This is a genomic window from Paraglaciecola sp. 25GB23A (assembly GCF_040012495.1).
GTDB lineage: Bacteria > Pseudomonadota > Gammaproteobacteria > Enterobacterales > Alteromonadaceae > Paraglaciecola.
Genome location: NZ_JBDYKM010000001.1, coordinates 109,064 through 125,526 on the forward strand (window position 1 = coordinate 109,064; position 16,463 = coordinate 125,526).

General features: G+C 41.8%; 13 protein-coding genes. 12 read left to right on the top strand and 1 reads right to left on the bottom strand.

Features of this window, described 5'->3' with window-relative positions:
- Positions 1–116: 116 nt before the first annotated feature.
- The 8 genes from rsmI to ABKW31_RS00515 all read left to right on the top strand — a co-directional run bounded on the left by rsmI (position 117) and on the right by ABKW31_RS00515 (position 9,668).
- The gene (rsmI, locus tag ABKW31_RS00480; RefSeq protein ID WP_348614163.1) at positions 117–956 is read left to right on the top strand and encodes a 16S rRNA (cytidine(1402)-2'-O)-methyltransferase; all 840 of its coding nucleotides are present in this window, start codon (positions 117–119) and stop codon (positions 954–956) included.
- Positions 953–1,927, top strand: a complete 975-nt coding sequence (locus tag ABKW31_RS00485; RefSeq protein ID WP_348614164.1) for an FAD:protein FMN transferase — start codon at positions 953–955, stop codon at positions 1,925–1,927. Before rsmI ends, ABKW31_RS00485 begins: the two co-directional genes overlap by 4 nt.
- A 99-nt stretch (positions 1,928–2,026) precedes the next feature.
- Positions 2,027–2,557: a hypothetical protein gene (locus ABKW31_RS00490; protein ID WP_348615163.1), complete on the top strand. Its 531-nt coding sequence runs from the start codon at positions 2,027–2,029 to the stop codon at positions 2,555–2,557.
- Between the two features lie 142 nt (positions 2,558–2,699).
- Positions 2,700–3,356: a 2OG-Fe(II) oxygenase gene (locus ABKW31_RS00495; protein ID WP_348614165.1), complete on the top strand. Its 657-nt coding sequence runs from the start codon at positions 2,700–2,702 to the stop codon at positions 3,354–3,356.
- 87 nt (positions 3,357–3,443) lie between these two features.
- Positions 3,444–4,634 carry a DUF3089 domain-containing protein gene (locus tag ABKW31_RS00500; RefSeq protein WP_348614166.1) on the top strand — a complete coding sequence of 397 codons (1,191 nt, stop codon included), beginning with the start codon at positions 3,444–3,446 and terminating at the stop codon, positions 4,632–4,634.
- A 13-nt stretch (positions 4,635–4,647) separates the two neighbouring features.
- The gene (locus tag ABKW31_RS00505; RefSeq protein WP_348614167.1) at positions 4,648–5,958 is read left to right on the top strand and encodes a prolyl oligopeptidase family serine peptidase; all 1,311 of its coding nucleotides are present in this window, start codon (positions 4,648–4,650) and stop codon (positions 5,956–5,958) included.
- 331 nt (positions 5,959–6,289) lie between these two features.
- Positions 6,290–7,804, top strand: a complete 1,515-nt coding sequence (locus tag ABKW31_RS00510; protein ID WP_348614168.1) for a hypothetical protein — start codon at positions 6,290–6,292, stop codon at positions 7,802–7,804.
- Positions 7,805–7,979: 175 nt separating this feature from the next.
- Positions 7,980–9,668 (top strand): DUF3466 family protein, encoded by a 1,689-nt coding sequence (locus ABKW31_RS00515; protein ID WP_348614169.1) that lies wholly within the window; start codon positions 7,980–7,982, stop codon positions 9,666–9,668.
- Positions 9,669–9,682: 14 nt separating this feature from the next.
- Here the strand turns inward: ABKW31_RS00515 and ABKW31_RS00520 are convergent, their stop codons facing one another.
- Positions 9,683–10,123 carry a hypothetical protein gene (locus ABKW31_RS00520; protein ID WP_348614170.1) on the bottom strand — a complete coding sequence of 147 codons (441 nt, stop codon included), beginning with the start codon at positions 10,121–10,123 and terminating at the stop codon, positions 9,683–9,685.
- A 77-nt stretch (positions 10,124–10,200) separates the two neighbouring features.
- On the opposite strand from ABKW31_RS00520, the gene ABKW31_RS00525 reads away from it, so the two are divergent.
- The 4 genes from ABKW31_RS00525 to lysC all read left to right on the top strand — a co-directional run bounded on the left by ABKW31_RS00525 (position 10,201) and on the right by lysC (position 16,433).
- Positions 10,201–11,400, top strand: a complete 1,200-nt coding sequence (locus tag ABKW31_RS00525) for a PQQ-dependent sugar dehydrogenase (protein WP_348614171.1) — start codon at positions 10,201–10,203, stop codon at positions 11,398–11,400.
- A gap of 186 nt (positions 11,401–11,586) precedes the next feature.
- On the top strand, positions 11,587–14,199 hold the full coding sequence (gene acnB / locus ABKW31_RS00530; protein WP_348614172.1) for a bifunctional aconitate hydratase 2/2-methylisocitrate dehydratase: 2,613 nt from the start codon (positions 11,587–11,589) through the stop codon (positions 14,197–14,199).
- 239 nt (positions 14,200–14,438) lie between these two features.
- Entirely contained in the window at positions 14,439–14,873 is a 435-nt protein-coding gene (locus tag ABKW31_RS00535) for a DUF192 domain-containing protein (RefSeq protein ID WP_348614173.1), read from the top strand.
- Between the two features lie 219 nt (positions 14,874–15,092).
- Complete coding sequence (gene lysC / locus ABKW31_RS00540; RefSeq protein WP_348614174.1) at positions 15,093–16,433, top strand: lysine-sensitive aspartokinase 3; 1,341 nt, start codon at positions 15,093–15,095, stop codon at positions 16,431–16,433.
- The last annotated feature ends 30 nt before the right edge of the window (positions 16,434–16,463 follow it).

Sequence of the window (16,463 nt, forward strand, 5' to 3'; positions counted from 1 at the left end):
ACTCAGTAAAAAATATGTTTATTAGTTTATAGTAACGCACATAAATATCTACCCGCTTAGCCAATATCAAGGCCTGTGTGCTTGAAACAGTTTGGTTCGAATTTGGAGTTATGTTAGTGAGTGAAGTTGGCAAGTTATATATCGTTCCCACCCCTATCGGCAATTTGGCGGATATTACCCATCGTGCCTTAACTATTCTGGCGCAGGTGGATCTCATCGCGGCAGAAGATACCCGACACAGTCTTAAATTATTGCAACATTATGATATTCAAACTCGACTAATCTCCCTGCACGATCATAATGAATCTCAGCGGGCAGGCGAGTTGATCTCACGCTTGCAACAAGGCATTAATATTGCCCTTATTTCTGATGCAGGCACTCCTTTGATCAGTGATCCCGGCTACAGTTTGGTTACCCAGTGCCGGGCCGCTCATATAGATGTTATTCCTCTGCCAGGCGCATGTGCCGTGACCACCGCTTTATGTGCGGCAGGTTTGCCCACTGATCGCTTCCGTTTTGAAGGTTTTTTGCCAGTTAAAATGCAAGCTAAACATCAAGTGTTGGCGGGCTTATTATTAGAGCCTGTTACTTCAATATTTTATGAGTCACCGCGGCGGATTGCGCAAACTGTCAAAGACATTATTGAAGTACTCGGTGGTGATAGAGAGCTGGTGTTGGCCAAAGAGTTAACCAAAACTTTCGAAACGTTTTTCTCCGGTACCGCGGATAATTGTCATGCTTGGCTATTAGCGGATACAAATCATCAGCGCGGAGAGTTTGTGTTATTAGTCAGTGGCAATAAAAAAAGTCAAACAGACGTGCCACCCGAGGCTATGAGTTTACTGGTATTGCTGATGAAAGAATTACCACTGAAAAAAGCTGCAGCCATTACCGCAGAGCATTTTTCATTAAAGAAAAATACTTTGTACCAAGCTGGTTTGGATTTAAATAAATGATCGCCATCATCAAGTCTACTTCGTTATTACTACTTCTGACTTTTTGGGTGTCAGTCACTAATGCCCAGTGGTATCAAGACAAACAAGGTATTATGGGCACCAATATTCAAGTCGAGGTGTGGAGCGACTCTTCTACTCTAGCTGAGCAGGGAATGTCGGCCGTGATGGCTGAAATGGAGCGGATCAATCAGCTGATGAGCCCCTACATAGTGACTAGTGAGTTAGCCATCTTAAACCAGCAAGCAGGCGCTCATCCCGTTAAGGTATCGCAAGAACTTTTTGATCTTATTGCCTTATCTCTTGAATTGTCGATTGAAACAAAAGGTGCTTTTGATATCACTTTTGCCAGTGTGGGCTATTTGTTTGACTATCGGCAGCATGTAAAACCCAGCGAAGAACAAGTAAAAGCCTTACTTGAGGCCATTAACTTTCGTTATGTGGTGCTTGATGCACAAAAGCAGACCATCTACTTTGCCCACCCTAAGGTTAAGATTGATCTGGGTGGCATTGCCAAAGGTCATGCAGTAGACAATGCTATCGCCATACTCCAAGACTTAGGTTTTGAGCATGCCTTGGTCACCGCTGGCGGAGATACACGTTTATTAGGCGACCGGCTAGGTAAACCGTGGATGGTAGGTATTCGCGATCCGAGAGATGCTGACAAGCAAGCCGTGGTGTTACCGCTGGAAAATATCGGTTTGTCGACATCCGGTGATTATGAACGTTATTTTGAGCAAGATGGAGTACGTTACCATCACATCCTTTCACCTAAGAGTGGTACTTCAAGTCATGAGGTGCAAAGTGTGTCTATCCTTGGTCCTCGCAGTACTTTAAATGATGCGCTTTCTACTGCCGTGTTTGTATTAGGAGTGCAAGACGGCATCGATTTACTCAATCGTACCCAAGGTTATGATGGCATAATATTAGACAATCACCGTAAATTGCATTATTCCAAGGAACTCAGTCCCTAAAAACTTGTGAAATGTGATAATTTTGTTACCTTGATTCTATGTATACCTTTTTGTTTTAGCTTGCCCGGTTACCACACCACATAAACGGAAGAAATCATTATCAAATGCAATTATGTGCCGATTATTATTGACGTAGAAGCCAGTGGTTTTGGTGCACATAGCTACCCTATAGAAGTGGGTGTGATAAAACCCAATGGCGAGCGCTTTTGCAGTTTAATTCGTCCGCAAGACGATTGGCTGCATTGGGATGAGCAAGCGCAGCAATGTCATGGTATTAGTCGGCCTTTATTGCAAAAAAATGGGCGCTCGGTGACACAGGTCTGTGCTGAACTTAATGAGTTTTTGCAAGGCCAAACTGCCTATTCTGATGGTTGGGTAGTCGATCAACCTTGGCTTATTACACTGTTCTATGCCGCTAATATTAAGATGGCATTTTCAATTAGTCCTTTAGAAATGCTGCTCAGTGAGATGCAAATGAATTTGTGGCACCACACTAAAGACAGCTTATTAGCTAAAACTACTCAACCCCGGCATCGAGCCAGCCATGATGCTGCGTTAATTCAAAATACCTTTATTTTAACCAATCACCTCGCTCACCAACAAAGTAAGCCCTTTGTTATTCAATGCTAGTCTGATGAATTGTCTTGCTGTTAACTAACGATATTTGCGTAGCAATTTATAAAATTACTGGTATAAGGCTCGCTTAGATCGCCGATCTATTTTTAGGTCACTATTGTCCCCATGTCACCCTATTATGATGAGTCGCTTGTTAATGCGTGAGCCAAGTACAAAATTTTTATTATCTGAGTTTCAAATCGATCATATCGCTGAGTGTTTAACTGCACAGGGTTATTGTTTATTGCACGATTTTTTATCGCCATTACTGACTCACAATATTTTGCACGAGCTACAAGGTTTTTCTGAACAGGATTTTAAACCTGCTGCTATTGGACGCGAACTTGGCCAGCAACTAAATGACAAAGTGCGTAGCAATACCTTACATTGGTTAGAGGGTAATTCTGAAGTGCAAAGGCACTATTTGGCGGTTATGGAGCAACTCAGAATTGGTATTAACCGGCGATTATTTATGGGCTTGTTTGATTTTGAATGCCACTATTCTCATTATAGTCGCGGTGATTTTTATAAACGTCACGTAGATGCATTTAAAGGTTCCAGCAACAGAGTACTGAGTACCGTATTCTATTTAAATACTGATTGGTGCAAAGATGATGAGGGAGAATTACTTTTGTATCGTGATAAACAAATATCACCCGTACTAATTGTGGCGCCTAAATTCAACGATTGCGTTATGTTTCTCAGTGATGTTTTTCCACATGAAGTCCTTGTTACACAAAGGGATCGATACAGTATTGCCGGCTGGTTCAGAGTAAATGGTAGCCACGGTATTAAGGTTGATCCCTCTACTTAAATATTGATCGTTACAATCGCTTTGTTGCATTAAATCGTATTTATACGTTAAATAGCCAAATTGAAGGTTGGTTGTGGTGAACTGTTGGTGCGTAAGTCGCTTAAAGTCGGACTGTGGTCTGTCGCTGGTATTGTTTCTGTTGTGGTCTTGCTCGGTATTTTTGCCAAGACTGCTGTATTGGCCTATTTATCGCCCCCAGAGATGTTCGATATTAGTCAAGCACCTAAAGCCCCAGATTATCAAGATAGTTATTTTTGGGTCTCGCATCCAGACAAAGACGATAGCGCCGATTTAATCCCGCCAGAGACCGACCTTAGTCAAGATTATCCTGAGCCACCGGTTGATGTTTTTTTTATTCACTCTACTGGTTATGTGGGGCCGGGTGGTTGGAACTCCACCATGAGTGAGGATAACTCTGAGGCACAGTCTATCGAGTATATGCTGTCCAGTATGGCGAGCATCTATAATGGGTGTTGTCGCATTTATGCGCCTCATTATCGTGAAGCTCACTTACAAGCCTTTTTAAGTGATGCCCTGAGCCCTGCATCACAAGCCTTAGACTTGGCCTACACTGATATAAAACAAGCATTTGATTATTTTCTCACCCATTTTAATCATGGCCGGCCGTTTATCATCGTCAGTCATAGTCAGGGCACCGCACATGCTTTGCGTTTATTAGAACAAGAAATCGATACCCAGCCTATTCAACAAAAACTTGTTGCTGCCTATGTGCTTGGTTATTGGTTGCCTTTGGATAAGTTTACCCGCAGCTTTCGTTCTTTAACCTTGTGCCAAACTGCGCTGCAAACGGGATGTATCATTAGTTATGACACCTACGGAGCAGGCGGCACGTCAGAGGGAAGGGTGCCTCATTGGTATACCTCCGGCTGGGAGTTTAATCTTGATGAAAGCGGCAACAATAAAGCGAGCGCTTGTGTAAACCCTTTAAGCTGGCAAACTGGGCAGGAAAAAGTAGCTAAGACTCAACACTTAGGGGCCATGCCAGTTGAGTTTAAGCGCACGCCAATAGACATGTTGTTGGCGCGCAATCCAGGTTTCAAATTTAGCCAACTTCCGCCCATCAGTCCACAATTGACTTGGGCTCAGTGTCAAGCAGATGGTCGTTTAGAGGTCGCCCAGCAACACGATAATGCCTTCTCTAATCACCTAGACCAAGCAAACCACAGTTATCATGTGCTTGATTTTAGTCTTTTTTATGCCAACCTTCGACAAAATGCACTGCAACGTACGCAGGCCTATTTGCAACAACATCCCTAATTAAAGGATCTTTATGTTTAATTCAAACCTTTACCGCAAACGACTTAAACCACTATCGAGTTTAGTGGTCTGTGCCCTATTATTTAGTACTAACTCCCAAGCGTCAGATCCGCAGCAACTCTATACCCATCAGCCCTCGGTGACACCTGAATTGGCCTTGCCTGGTGAATACAAGGTCGGCGTACGGACCTTGCAGGCAACAAATCCACAGCAGTTAAGTGCAGTGGATTATCAATCTAAACAAGACCGCAGCTTAACTCTTGAAGTCTGGTATCCCGCGACTCCTGAGCAAGGAGCAAAAAAAACCAGTTATGAAAATGTCAGTCGTTTGCATGTGCCCTTTAGTCTGGCAGCCAATGCCTACCGCGATGCGCCGGAATCAACAGGTACTACCTTTCCATTAGTGGTATTGTCTCATGGTTATACTGGGTATCGCACCATCATGTTCTATCTAGGTGAGCATCTTGCCAGTCACGGCTATGTGGTCGTAGGAATCGATCATACTGACTCTACCACTGCTGAAATTGACTTCAAAAATGGGCCATTTGCTGGCTTTCCCAGCACCTTAATTAATCGAGCACGGGATCAGCAGTTTGTTTTAGATTATTTTAGCCAATCGAGTTCCCCTTTGGCTGGCATTATCGACAATTCTCATGCAGCCGTTATCGGCTATTCAATGGGCGGCTACGGCGCTATTAATACTATTGGTGGATGTTATAGTTTTTCGCAAGCGGGACTGCAGCAACAAGGATTTCCTGAAGCAGCAGCAAAAGCATTATTACCGGTGTTTAATAGCTGTAATGCTGGACGTGAAAGGGTAGATCCGCGCTGGAAAGCCATGGTGGCTTTTTCTCCATGGGGACAAGAACTCAATGTGCACAGTGACAAAGCTCTGCTTAATATTAAGGTTCCGAGTCTATATGTGGTGGGAGATCATGATGATGTGTCTGGCTATGAGAATGGCGTAAAAAAATTGTATGAACAAAGTGGTAGCAAAGAAAGTTACTTGTTGGTCTACCAAAACGCGCGGCATAACATTGCACCTCACCCTGCTCCGCAAGAAACCTATGCCACCGATATCGATATTGGTCATTATTTTGAGCCAAGTTGGAGCAGTGAAACCCTTAACCGGATAAATCAACATATGACCTTAGCTTTCTTAGATTGTAAGGTTAAGACTGATGAAAAAGCCTGTGATTATCTGCCCAAGCGCCAATTAAGTAATCAAGTCAAAGATGAGAGTGGTAAAATGTCTGCCCCTTGGCCAGGATTTAAAGATCGATGGGGCACTGGTGTGATGTTTATGCGCAAAGATCTACCTTAAAATTGCGCTAGTTTTTGACAAAACTTAGGCTCTATTTACTCGCTTTGGTAGAGTAAATAGAGCCACTTAACGATAAATTCCCCATTTTCTCTTGCAAGACTCCTTATTGTTCTTTCCGATTTTATATCAACCCCTCCAATGTAAGCCTCTGTCAGTAAAGCGTAAAGATAGCGTAAAGGGCATCTATGCTCGTGAACTTAGGCTATATCCTTTAGTCCCATCAGCACCCGTCATCAAGATTTTTAGTGCTCGCCAACACGGTTAAGGGGTCTAAAAATAGTAAGTGTCAGTTTGGCTATAAATAATAATTGATTAAATAATTGGAGAAACAATGAAGTGTAAAAGCGTTCTACTGAAGCCATTCAACCCTATGGTGTATTTGTGTTTAGTGATATTGGCCTTGTCCGGCTGTGGGTCTGGCAGTAGTGACGAAGACAACAATGGTTACATTAAGTTATACAATGCCTCATCGAATGCGCCAGGCATCTTTCTAACGGTTGATGAAAACCTCGACGAAGATACGGTTGATGAAATCGAAGTGACCTATAACTCGGTAGCTTACACCAAAGTGAGTGCTAACAACGCCTTAGACAAAGGAACGTATTATATTGAGTTGGCTTGGCAAGATGAAGAAAGCAGTGCTAGAAGTGATTTAGAGATTGTTTACGAAGACAGTGTGAAAATAGTAAAAGACCAGATTAAGTTTATCGCTTTAATGGGGGATGTACGCGAACCTACAGTGCTGCAATTTGATATCGACCTAGTAGATGATGATGGGGACGATGACAATGATTTATTTAATGTTCGCTTGTTAAATATTCACCCTAGCTATCAAAGTGTTGATCTCTATATGTCTAAAGATAACGAAACTTTTAACGAAGCAATATTAATAGACACTGCTGGCTTTCAGGCGCTTTCTGACAACATTAAAGTGGAACAAGATCAGTATATTTATTATGTTACACCCGCCGGCAGTACTGAGGTAATTTACACTTCAGTAGACCAAACTTACTCTGCTGTGAGTCAATATGTCATTGTATTGCGTGAAAATACTGGAGTTGGCTCATCTCCGTTCACTATCGACAGTATTGGCGTCAATGGCGTAACTGAATTGGAAGATGTGGATTCGGAAGCTAAATTTAGTTTTTACAATGGCATCGCATTAAATGATTATTTACCAGACTATTTTGGCGAGATTGATGTAGAAGTTAAATTAGATGGTCAAAGCGAAGTTAAGTTTAGTCAACTGGGACTTAATCAATTCAGCGATACCACCATTACCTCAAATGGTGACTATGACTTTTATGTAAGCAGTAGCAATACCAATAAATTGTACGTTAATAATGCTTTGCTGAGCTTACAGGAAAACGCCGACAATACTTTGTTCTTATATGGTAAAAAAGATCCCATCGACGACGACAATGACGGTGATATTGATGAAAATAATGATGGTATTGTTGATGGTTATGAAACGACAGTTAAAACATTAACGGTGACCAAAAGCAGTAGTGCCAGTATATATAGTCATGGCATTAAAGTGATTAATTTAGCCGATTCAGATGACTTTAGTCGCGTGACTTTCTATTTTGTCCTGAGCGATGAAATCATAGCAACCGCCGCCAATAAAATTTCAGTATTACAAGAAAATAGTGCCTCTGTGAACCTGCTCAACAACACCTACAATGTTTATGCTATAGCTCCCATCGATGGTACCGATATCAAATTGACCAGCATGTATATGGTGCTGAATGAAGATAGCAAGGAACAATACCTGATTTTTGAAGCTGACCCTTCAGCGTCATCGGGCTATAAAATGACCTTGGTTAATCAAAAAACAGACGATTAGTTTTTCCAGAGTCGGGGCGTCGATACACAGTCAATAGTCAGGCTTTTATCGACGTATCCCGTTTCCATATTAAGCCCTAATTAACCAAGCAAAATCCTCTATCAGTTTGATTTTTATCGCTCTGCTAGAAAGGTGTGCGCGGTGCTTAGGCAACTTACTTGTTAAAGCAGGAATTATGTATAAAAAAGTAAAATTTGCTGTCATTTTTAGCTCTGCACTATTGCTTGTCTCACACTCTCACGGCGCACAATATCGTGTTGTTGAACTGCCTATTGCTAGCTTGGCAGAAAATTCATTTCCATCTGCAATTAACGCCTCTGGAACTGTCTCTGTAAATTTACAAAGTCCTTATAATCCAACGATTGACTTTACTTTACTCGACTTCGCTTCTGCCATCATGCTGACTTACCTTACTGATATTGAAAGTGCCAAAGGTTGGGACCTAAACGATACTGACTACACATTTGTATACACCTATATTTCATCCAATAGTGAAAATCAGTTCTTTCAGCAGATCGCAAGTTACAACAGTTATCTTGCGGATGAGTCAAGCGATGAATTACTGCATGGTTTTGACAGTATCGACAGTTCAACTGGGGCCTATCGCAATAGCGCTACAACCATGGTTCGCGGCATTAACGACTTAGGTCATGCAGTGGGTCTGAGTCAAGATGGGTTTTATCTTTTATCTTATGTTAGCAATGATGTGATAGATGTGACTTATGTACTTAATGACTTTTATTCACGGGGTTTCGCCTTAATAGAGGGGAAGTCGTTTGAATTATTGCCACCCGATATCACCGCAGGGGGCTTAAGTGATGCCTACGATATTAATGCCAATAATCAGGTTGTGGGTATAGGCACGACTGCAATCACATCGAGCGCCTTTAAAGCGAGTGTAGAAGCCTGTGACGATGAAGATAAAAGAGGTGATATTCCGCTAGAATCGTGTTTACGCGCCCTCAGTATTGAGTTGAATAACAATGTTTCCTCTATTGCGCAGCAACGGGGCATCATCTGGCAATTAGATGGAAAAGGTAACACCAGTGAGATCTTAGTTTTAGATATGTTAATTACCCCCGACATTACAGATACCACTATTTATAGCAGCACTGCGGTGGCTATTAATGACTATGGCGTAGCAGTGGGAGAGTCCCCAGCCCAATATTTAGCTACAAGCTCTTTAACCACGGCGGCCGCTTTTTATATTAATGATGAGGTTCTCACCATCAACTATGATGATGGGGTTTATGCAAGCGCGGCGACCGATGTGAATAATGATAATTTAGCTGTAGGTTATGTGACTAAAAACGTAAGTGGTCTGACTAAAACTAAGTTTTTTGTTCACGATATTAACGCCTCGCTCACGAGCTACCCAGATGACTTTTTTAGCAGTTCAGGCAGTGTTGCCAACGCCATTAATAATCAAGGTATGGTAGTGGGCTATGGCGAATCGGAAGCTACCTCTGGGCTTAGGCGTACTGAAGGTTTTTTGTATGATTACCGTAATGATTTGTTTGTAGGATTAAATAGCTTACTAGAATGCAACTCGCCTTTTACCATTAGTCAGGCTAACGCTATTAATGATGACAATGAAATTGCTGCAACAGCCTTAATGACGGGTCCAGCGAGAGACATCAAAGGTAATATTATCTATGATTCGCTCGGGGCACAAACCGAAGTCGATTATGTTGTTGCGGTTAAATTAATACCGATTTCCGGTGGCTCGGTTGATAACTGTAGCGCATATGAAGAGCAAGAGGTTCGTCAAGGTGCCAGTTTAAATTTACTCATGCTATCGTTTTTGTTTGGTTTTGTGCTACTCAGACATGCAGTCTTTGCCAGACGAGTTACAGGTAATTAAGTAAGACTAATGCCTTACTGTGCTCTTATTTTTGAAAAAATAATACCGCCAATGGCACCACAAATACACAGGCTAACAAGGCCCGCAGTGCTGCGGGCACTGGCCAGCACTGTAATATTCATGATGGGGTGCATCGCCGCTAGCATGACCCATATAGCAACTGACCCAGCAAGAGGATACAAATAAGTATTGTAGTGCCGCGTTTTTGTGAACTTGTTGATTGCGGCAACTGTAGAAAAACCAAGCAACAAACTAAGACTGATGATCGCACCTAAGGTCGCAAATAGGCCTTGCAGATCATCTATTGTCATATTAAGTCGGTCATGCAGAGATACAGTGATCCCAATATCCACCAATCCCTGCAGTACAAATTGACTGTGTACCACACTAGATAAAACAAAAGTGACTAAACAAGCAAAGGCAAAGTGGCCAACAAGTACAAAAAATCGTTGCATAAATATCAGGCTATGATGGATTAGTTTAGCGATATCATGGCACTATCTGTGTCATATCCCAAATAATACCCGTAGTGATGATGAAAAATAAGTTATTGGTCGCCCTTCAAGTCAAATTTCTAGTGAGTACTTTAATGCTGCTTACCTTTTCCCTAGACGCAGCAGAGCAAGGCACAAGGTCCAATGCAAAAAGTGACTTATTTAATTATCAAATTAGCCCAGTGGCAGAGGGCTTATCCTTTCCATGGTCTTTGGCTTTTTTGCCGAATGATGAATTACTGGTCACAGAGCGTAGTGGTAACTTAAGAAAAATCATCAAGGGGCAGGTAAGTGAACCGATAAGTGGTCTACCAGACGATGTCTATATAAAAAGTCAGGGTGGCTTATTAGATGTTGTTTTACATCCTAACTTTTTACAAAATGGTTGGATTTATTTGAGTTATGCCGCAGGGACGGATGAAAAAAATGCACTCAAAGTGATGAGAGCAAAATTAAATGGCTTAACATTAACTGAGCAGCAGGTTTTATTCACGGTGACCCCGGCTAAAGATACGCCAGTACATTTTGCGGGGCGTATGGTTTTTCTGCCTGATAATTCGCTCTTGATTACCAGTGGCGATGGCTTTGATTATCGTGAGCAAGCTCAACGCTTAGATAGCCTATTGGGCAAGATTATTCGCATTAATGATGACGGGACAGTGCCCCTAGATAATCCGTTTTCTGGACAAGATAATATGCCATTGGCAGAGGAGGGGAGTAAAGGAGATACTATTGAGTCGAAGAATTATATTTATTCTTTGGGGCATCGTAATGCACAAGGCCTAATCTATGATCCAGTCAGAACCCTAGTCTTCTCTCATGAACATGGACCCGCTGGTGGGGATGAAGTTAATATCATTTCATCGGGCAATAATTATGGCTGGCCGGTGATTACTAACGGACTGGATTATTCAGGTGCTCGTATTAGCCCATTTACCGAATACCCTGGTATGCAACAACCGTGGCTTGATTGGACTCCTTCTATCGCACCCTCCTCTTTGGTCGTTTATTATGGGCCAATGTTTGCTGATTTACAGGGGGATCTATTAGTGACATCCCTTAAGTTTAAGCAAGTTTACTGGTTGCATGTAGAGTCGAATAAAGTGATAAAACAGAGTGTATTGTTTAGTGAAATTGGCCAACGACTGCGTGATATTAAAGTGCATTCTGATGGCAGTATTTATATACTAACTGATAGTGCGCAGGGCCAAATTTTTCGAATTTCTGCTCAGCCCTAAATAAATCACTGAAATTGGTTAAAAAACACATAATTTCAAAGCCTTATCACTAAAAATAATAGTGACTATCAGTAAACAAAGGACGAGATAAATTTTAATTTTCAAGCGAAAGCTTTATAATGTTTGAGTTTATTTCTAGCCTCCATGATAAGTAGTACCAGCGGAGCCAACCAAGAGGATCGTATAGTGTTAGAAGAATATCGTAAACACGTTGCAGAACGTGAGGCTCAAGGCATTCCAGCTCAAGCGTTAAATGCAGAGCAAGTCGCTAGTTTGGTAGAGTTGCTCAAAGCACCACCAGCCGGTGAAGAGGGTTTTTTACTTGAGTTACTCTCTGAGCGAGTTCCTCCCGGTGTGGATGAAGCGGCCTATGTCAAAGCCGGATTTTTAAGCGCCATTGTCAGAGGTGAGACACAATGCAACTTGATCTCTAAAGATGCAGCCATTCAATTATTAGGTAATATGCACGGTGGATATAACATCGTTACCTTAGTTGATGCCTTAGACGACATCGAATTAGCTGAATTAGCTGCGGAAGAATTGAAACATACTTTGTTAATGTTCGACCGTTTCCATGATGTAGAAGACAAAGCAAAAGCAGGTAATCTATTTGCACAAGACGTCATTGAATCTTGGGCAGAAGCAGAATGGTTTACTGCGCAACCTGAATTAGCTGAAAAAATTACTGTTAGCGTATTCAAAGTCACCGGTGAAACTAATACCGATGATTTATCTCCCGCACCTGATGCTTGGTCACGTCCTGACATTCCCTTACATGCGCGTGCCGCTTTTAAGATGACTCGAGATGGATTGACACCCGAAAAACATGGTGAAGTAGGTCCATTAAAGCAAATCGAAGATATCAAAGCTCAAGGTTATCCAGTTGCTTTTGTAGGTGACGTAGTCGGCACTGGTTCTTCACGTAAGTCGGCGACTAACTCAGTATTGTGGTTCTTCGGTGAAGATATGCCTGGCGTTCCTAATAAACGCGGTGGTGGTATCTGTATCGGTAGTAAAGTCGCACCAATTTTCTTCAACACTATGGAAGATGCTGGAGCCTTAGTTTTTGAAGCCGACGTAGAAAAAATGAACATGGGTGATGTGATCGATATTTTCCCTCTTGAAGGTAAAATTACCAATCACAAAACTGGCGAAGTTCTAGCAACCTACGAGTACAAATCTAAAGTGTTGTTAGACGAAGTGCGCGCTGGTGGCCGTATCAATTTAATTATTGGTCGCGGTTTAACTGATAAAGCGCGTGAATCACTTAACCTACCTGCTAATGATATGTTCCGCAAACCTGAGCAGCCTGTCGATACGGGCAAGGGTTATACCTTGGCTCAAAAAATGGTTGGTAAAGCCTGTGGTGTAAAGGGTATTCGCCCTGGCACTTATTGCGAACCTAAAATGACCACAGTTGGCTCACAAGATACCACCGGACCTATGACTCGTGATGAATTAAAAGACCTAGCGTGTTTAGGTTTTACTGCAGATTTAACCATGCAGTCTTTCTGTCACACAGCGGCCTATCCTAAACCTATCGATATTGAAACTCAGCACACTTTGCCTGATTTTATTATGAATCGTGGCGGCGTATCTTTGCGTCCAGGTGACGGTATTATCCACTCGTGGTTAAACCGCATGTTGTTGCCTGATACTGTCGGAACCGGTGGTGACTCACACACCCGTTTCCCAATGGGTATTTCTTTCCCTGCAGGCTCTGGTTTAGTGGCCTTTGCTGCTGCTACCGGTGTTATGCCTTTGGATATGCCTGAATCTATATTGGTGCGTTTTAAAGGTAAAATGCAACCCGGTATTACTTTACGTGACTTAGTACATGCGATCCCTTTATACGGCATCAAAGCGGGTTTATTAACCGTGGCTAAGAAAGGTAAAATCAACGCGTTCTCTGGTCGTATTCTAGAAATTGAAGGCTTAGATGATCTGACTATCGAACAAGCGTTTGAATTGTCTGATGCTTCTGCAGAACGCTCTGCTGCCGGCTGTACCATCAAACTTTCGCAAGACTCAATTGCTGAGTATCTTACCTCGAACATCACCATGTTACGTTGGATGATTAACGAAGGTTATGGCGATCAACGTACCCTTGAGCGTCGTGCTCGTAAGATGGAAGACTGGTTAGCTAAACCAGAATTGATGGTAGCTGATGCTGATGCCGAATACGTTGAAGTACTTGAGATCGATTTGAACGAAATCAAAGAGCCTATTTTGTGTTGTCCTAATGACCCAGATGATGCCAAAACCTTGTCTGAGGTTGCGGGTGACAAAGTTGACGAAGTTTTCATTGGTTCTTGTATGACTAACATCGGACATTTTCGTGCCGCTGGTAAATTATTAGAGCAATATGACGGCACTTTACCAACACGTCTGTGGATGTCGCCTCCAACGAAGATGGACGAAGCCCAGCTTAAAGAAGAAGGTTATTACAATATCTACGCTAAAGCGGGTGTTCGTACTGAAATGTCAGGCTGTTCACTGTGCATGGGTAACCAAGCACGAGTAGAAGCAGGCGCTACCGTATTGTCTACTTCTACTCGTAACTTCCCTAACCGTTTAGGTGATGGTGCAAACGTGTATTTATGTTCTGCTGAAATGGCGGCCGTTGGTGCCATTGTGGGTAAAATCCCAAGTGCTGCAGAATATATGGAATATGCCAATAAGATTGAATCAATGTCGGGTGATGTATTCCGCTATCTGAACTTCGATCGTATGCCATCGTTTAAGGCGGCTGAAGAAGAAGCCAAGAAGAACATTATCCCAACTTTAAAAATAGCTTAATGAGACCTTAGTCAATAATTAACCACACAAGCCGGATAGGGAAACCTTCCGGCTTTTTTAATACCGAAAACTTTATACCGTCCATATTAATAAGTCGTCATTCAGAATATGTCAGTGCTTATTGAACAAGGTATCCGCAATGCAGGAATGGGAATGCAGCGCTAAACAAATGGGTTGTTGATGTAAAAAGTTGTAAACTAACACCTGTTTATTAACCATTGCCTACTAAGTTAATTATTATGAAACTTCGTTTATTTTTATTGTCTTTAGTATTTTGTTGTTCTCTCAATGCTCAATCTACAAATACCGTATTTCCTCAAATAATAGTTGAGGTGCAGGGTAAAAGTCTTGGACTTGAATACGCGAATAGCTTCGAATTACGTAGTCAAGGTTTGATGTACCGTAAATCAATGTGCAGTGACTGTGGGATGTTGTTTAATTTCAATCAGATTAAAACAGCGGGTATGTGGATGCGTAATACCTTTATACCCTTAGATGTGGCTTTCATCCGCAAAGATGGCACGATCACCGATATTAAATCCATGACACCTCATGATGAATCCACTACCTCTTCATCTGAAAAAGTTCTGTATGCGTGGGAAATGAATCAAGGTTGGTTCAAGCGCAATAATATTGCGGTAGGAGATAAAGTTTCTATTAAAGAAACCGAGTAAGAGTCGCTAATATTCTTAGCAAACAGTGTTTGCGTGCTTACTTCCTACTTTTAATCACCTAGTTAGAGGGATTAGTCTGTGGTTAAAGTTAAATCAAAATAAACTAATCTCAAAAAAAAAGCGTACAGATTCAATTTTTATTTTCTCTTGGCAACTAAAACTGCTATTTTTATCGACCATTTTTAAGACAATTTTTTAAATTTAAGTGAGGAGTGGATTGTGTTGAATGTAGCCAAGTTTGGCGGTACGAGTGTGGCTAATTTTGCTGCAATGCAAAATTGCGCAAACATAGTTAAAAGTAACAACAAGACTAAAGTAGTTGTGGTTAGTGCCTCTGCTGGCGTGACAAATTTGTTAGTCGATATCGCCCACACTGCGATGACAACTGAGCAAGTTTTGGCAAAAGTAGCACAAATCAGTGACATTCAATTTGCTATCTTGAATGCCTTAGACAATTCGCAAGATGTCAGCGATAAACTAGCAGAGTTATTAGATTCATTAAAAGAACTCGCACTGCATGAAGAGTTATTACATCGTCCTGATTTAAAAGACGCCTTATTGTCACACGGCGAAAGATTATCTTCTTTGTTGTTTAGTGCTGTATTAAAGCAAAATGGCTTAAATGCGGGCAATTTTGATGTGAGAAAAGTACTGCGTACCGATAACGAATTTGGTCAGGCTGCGCCACAGTTAGATGAGATTCGTCAATTATCTCAGAGCTTATTATTGCCTGAGTTGGCATCTAAAGTGTTGGTAACTCAAGGATTCATTGGTTCAGACCCAGATGGTAATACTACTACATTAGGCCGAGGTGGTTCAGACTTTACTGCTGCTTTATTGGCTGAAGCACTGGATGCTGAAACCTGCGAGATATGGACTGATGTTATCGGGGTGTACACTACCGATCCAAGAATAACGGCAGCCGCCAGACCCTTACCAGAACTAAGCTTTGAAGAAGCAGCCGAAATGGCTACCTTTGGTGCTAAGGTATTGCATCCGGCAACGATGGAGCCAGCACTTAGAAAAAATATTAAAGTTTTTGTGGGTTCAAGTAAAGAGCCAGAAAAAGGCGGAACATGGATAGTACGAGACTGCACAACAGAGCCTTCATATCGGGCGATTACTCGGCGTAAAGATCAGGTTATGGTAACTGTTAAAACCCCGAAGATGATGTTTGCTCAGGGCTTTTTACAAAAAGTATTTACCATCATTGCCCAACATAAGTTGAGTGTTGATTTAGTGACGACATCTGAAATTTCAGTTTCGTTTACCTTAGACAACCCACCTAACTCTGTACTACAGCGTTTGAACCGTGAAACTATCGAAGAGTTGAGTCAATTTTGTAATGTATTAGTTGAAGAAAATTACGACTTAGTCACCGTGGTAGGTAATAACATGCATAGTGCTGCGGGTGTGTCGAGCAAGATATTTGCAGCTATCAGCGACTACAATCTACGTTTGATCTGTTACGGTGCTAACCCTCATAACATGTCATTTTTAGTGGGTAATAACGATAGCACCGACGTCGTTAACGTTTTGCATAAGGCCTTGTTCGAATAAGGTAAATACATTTAACTTTAGTTAAATTAG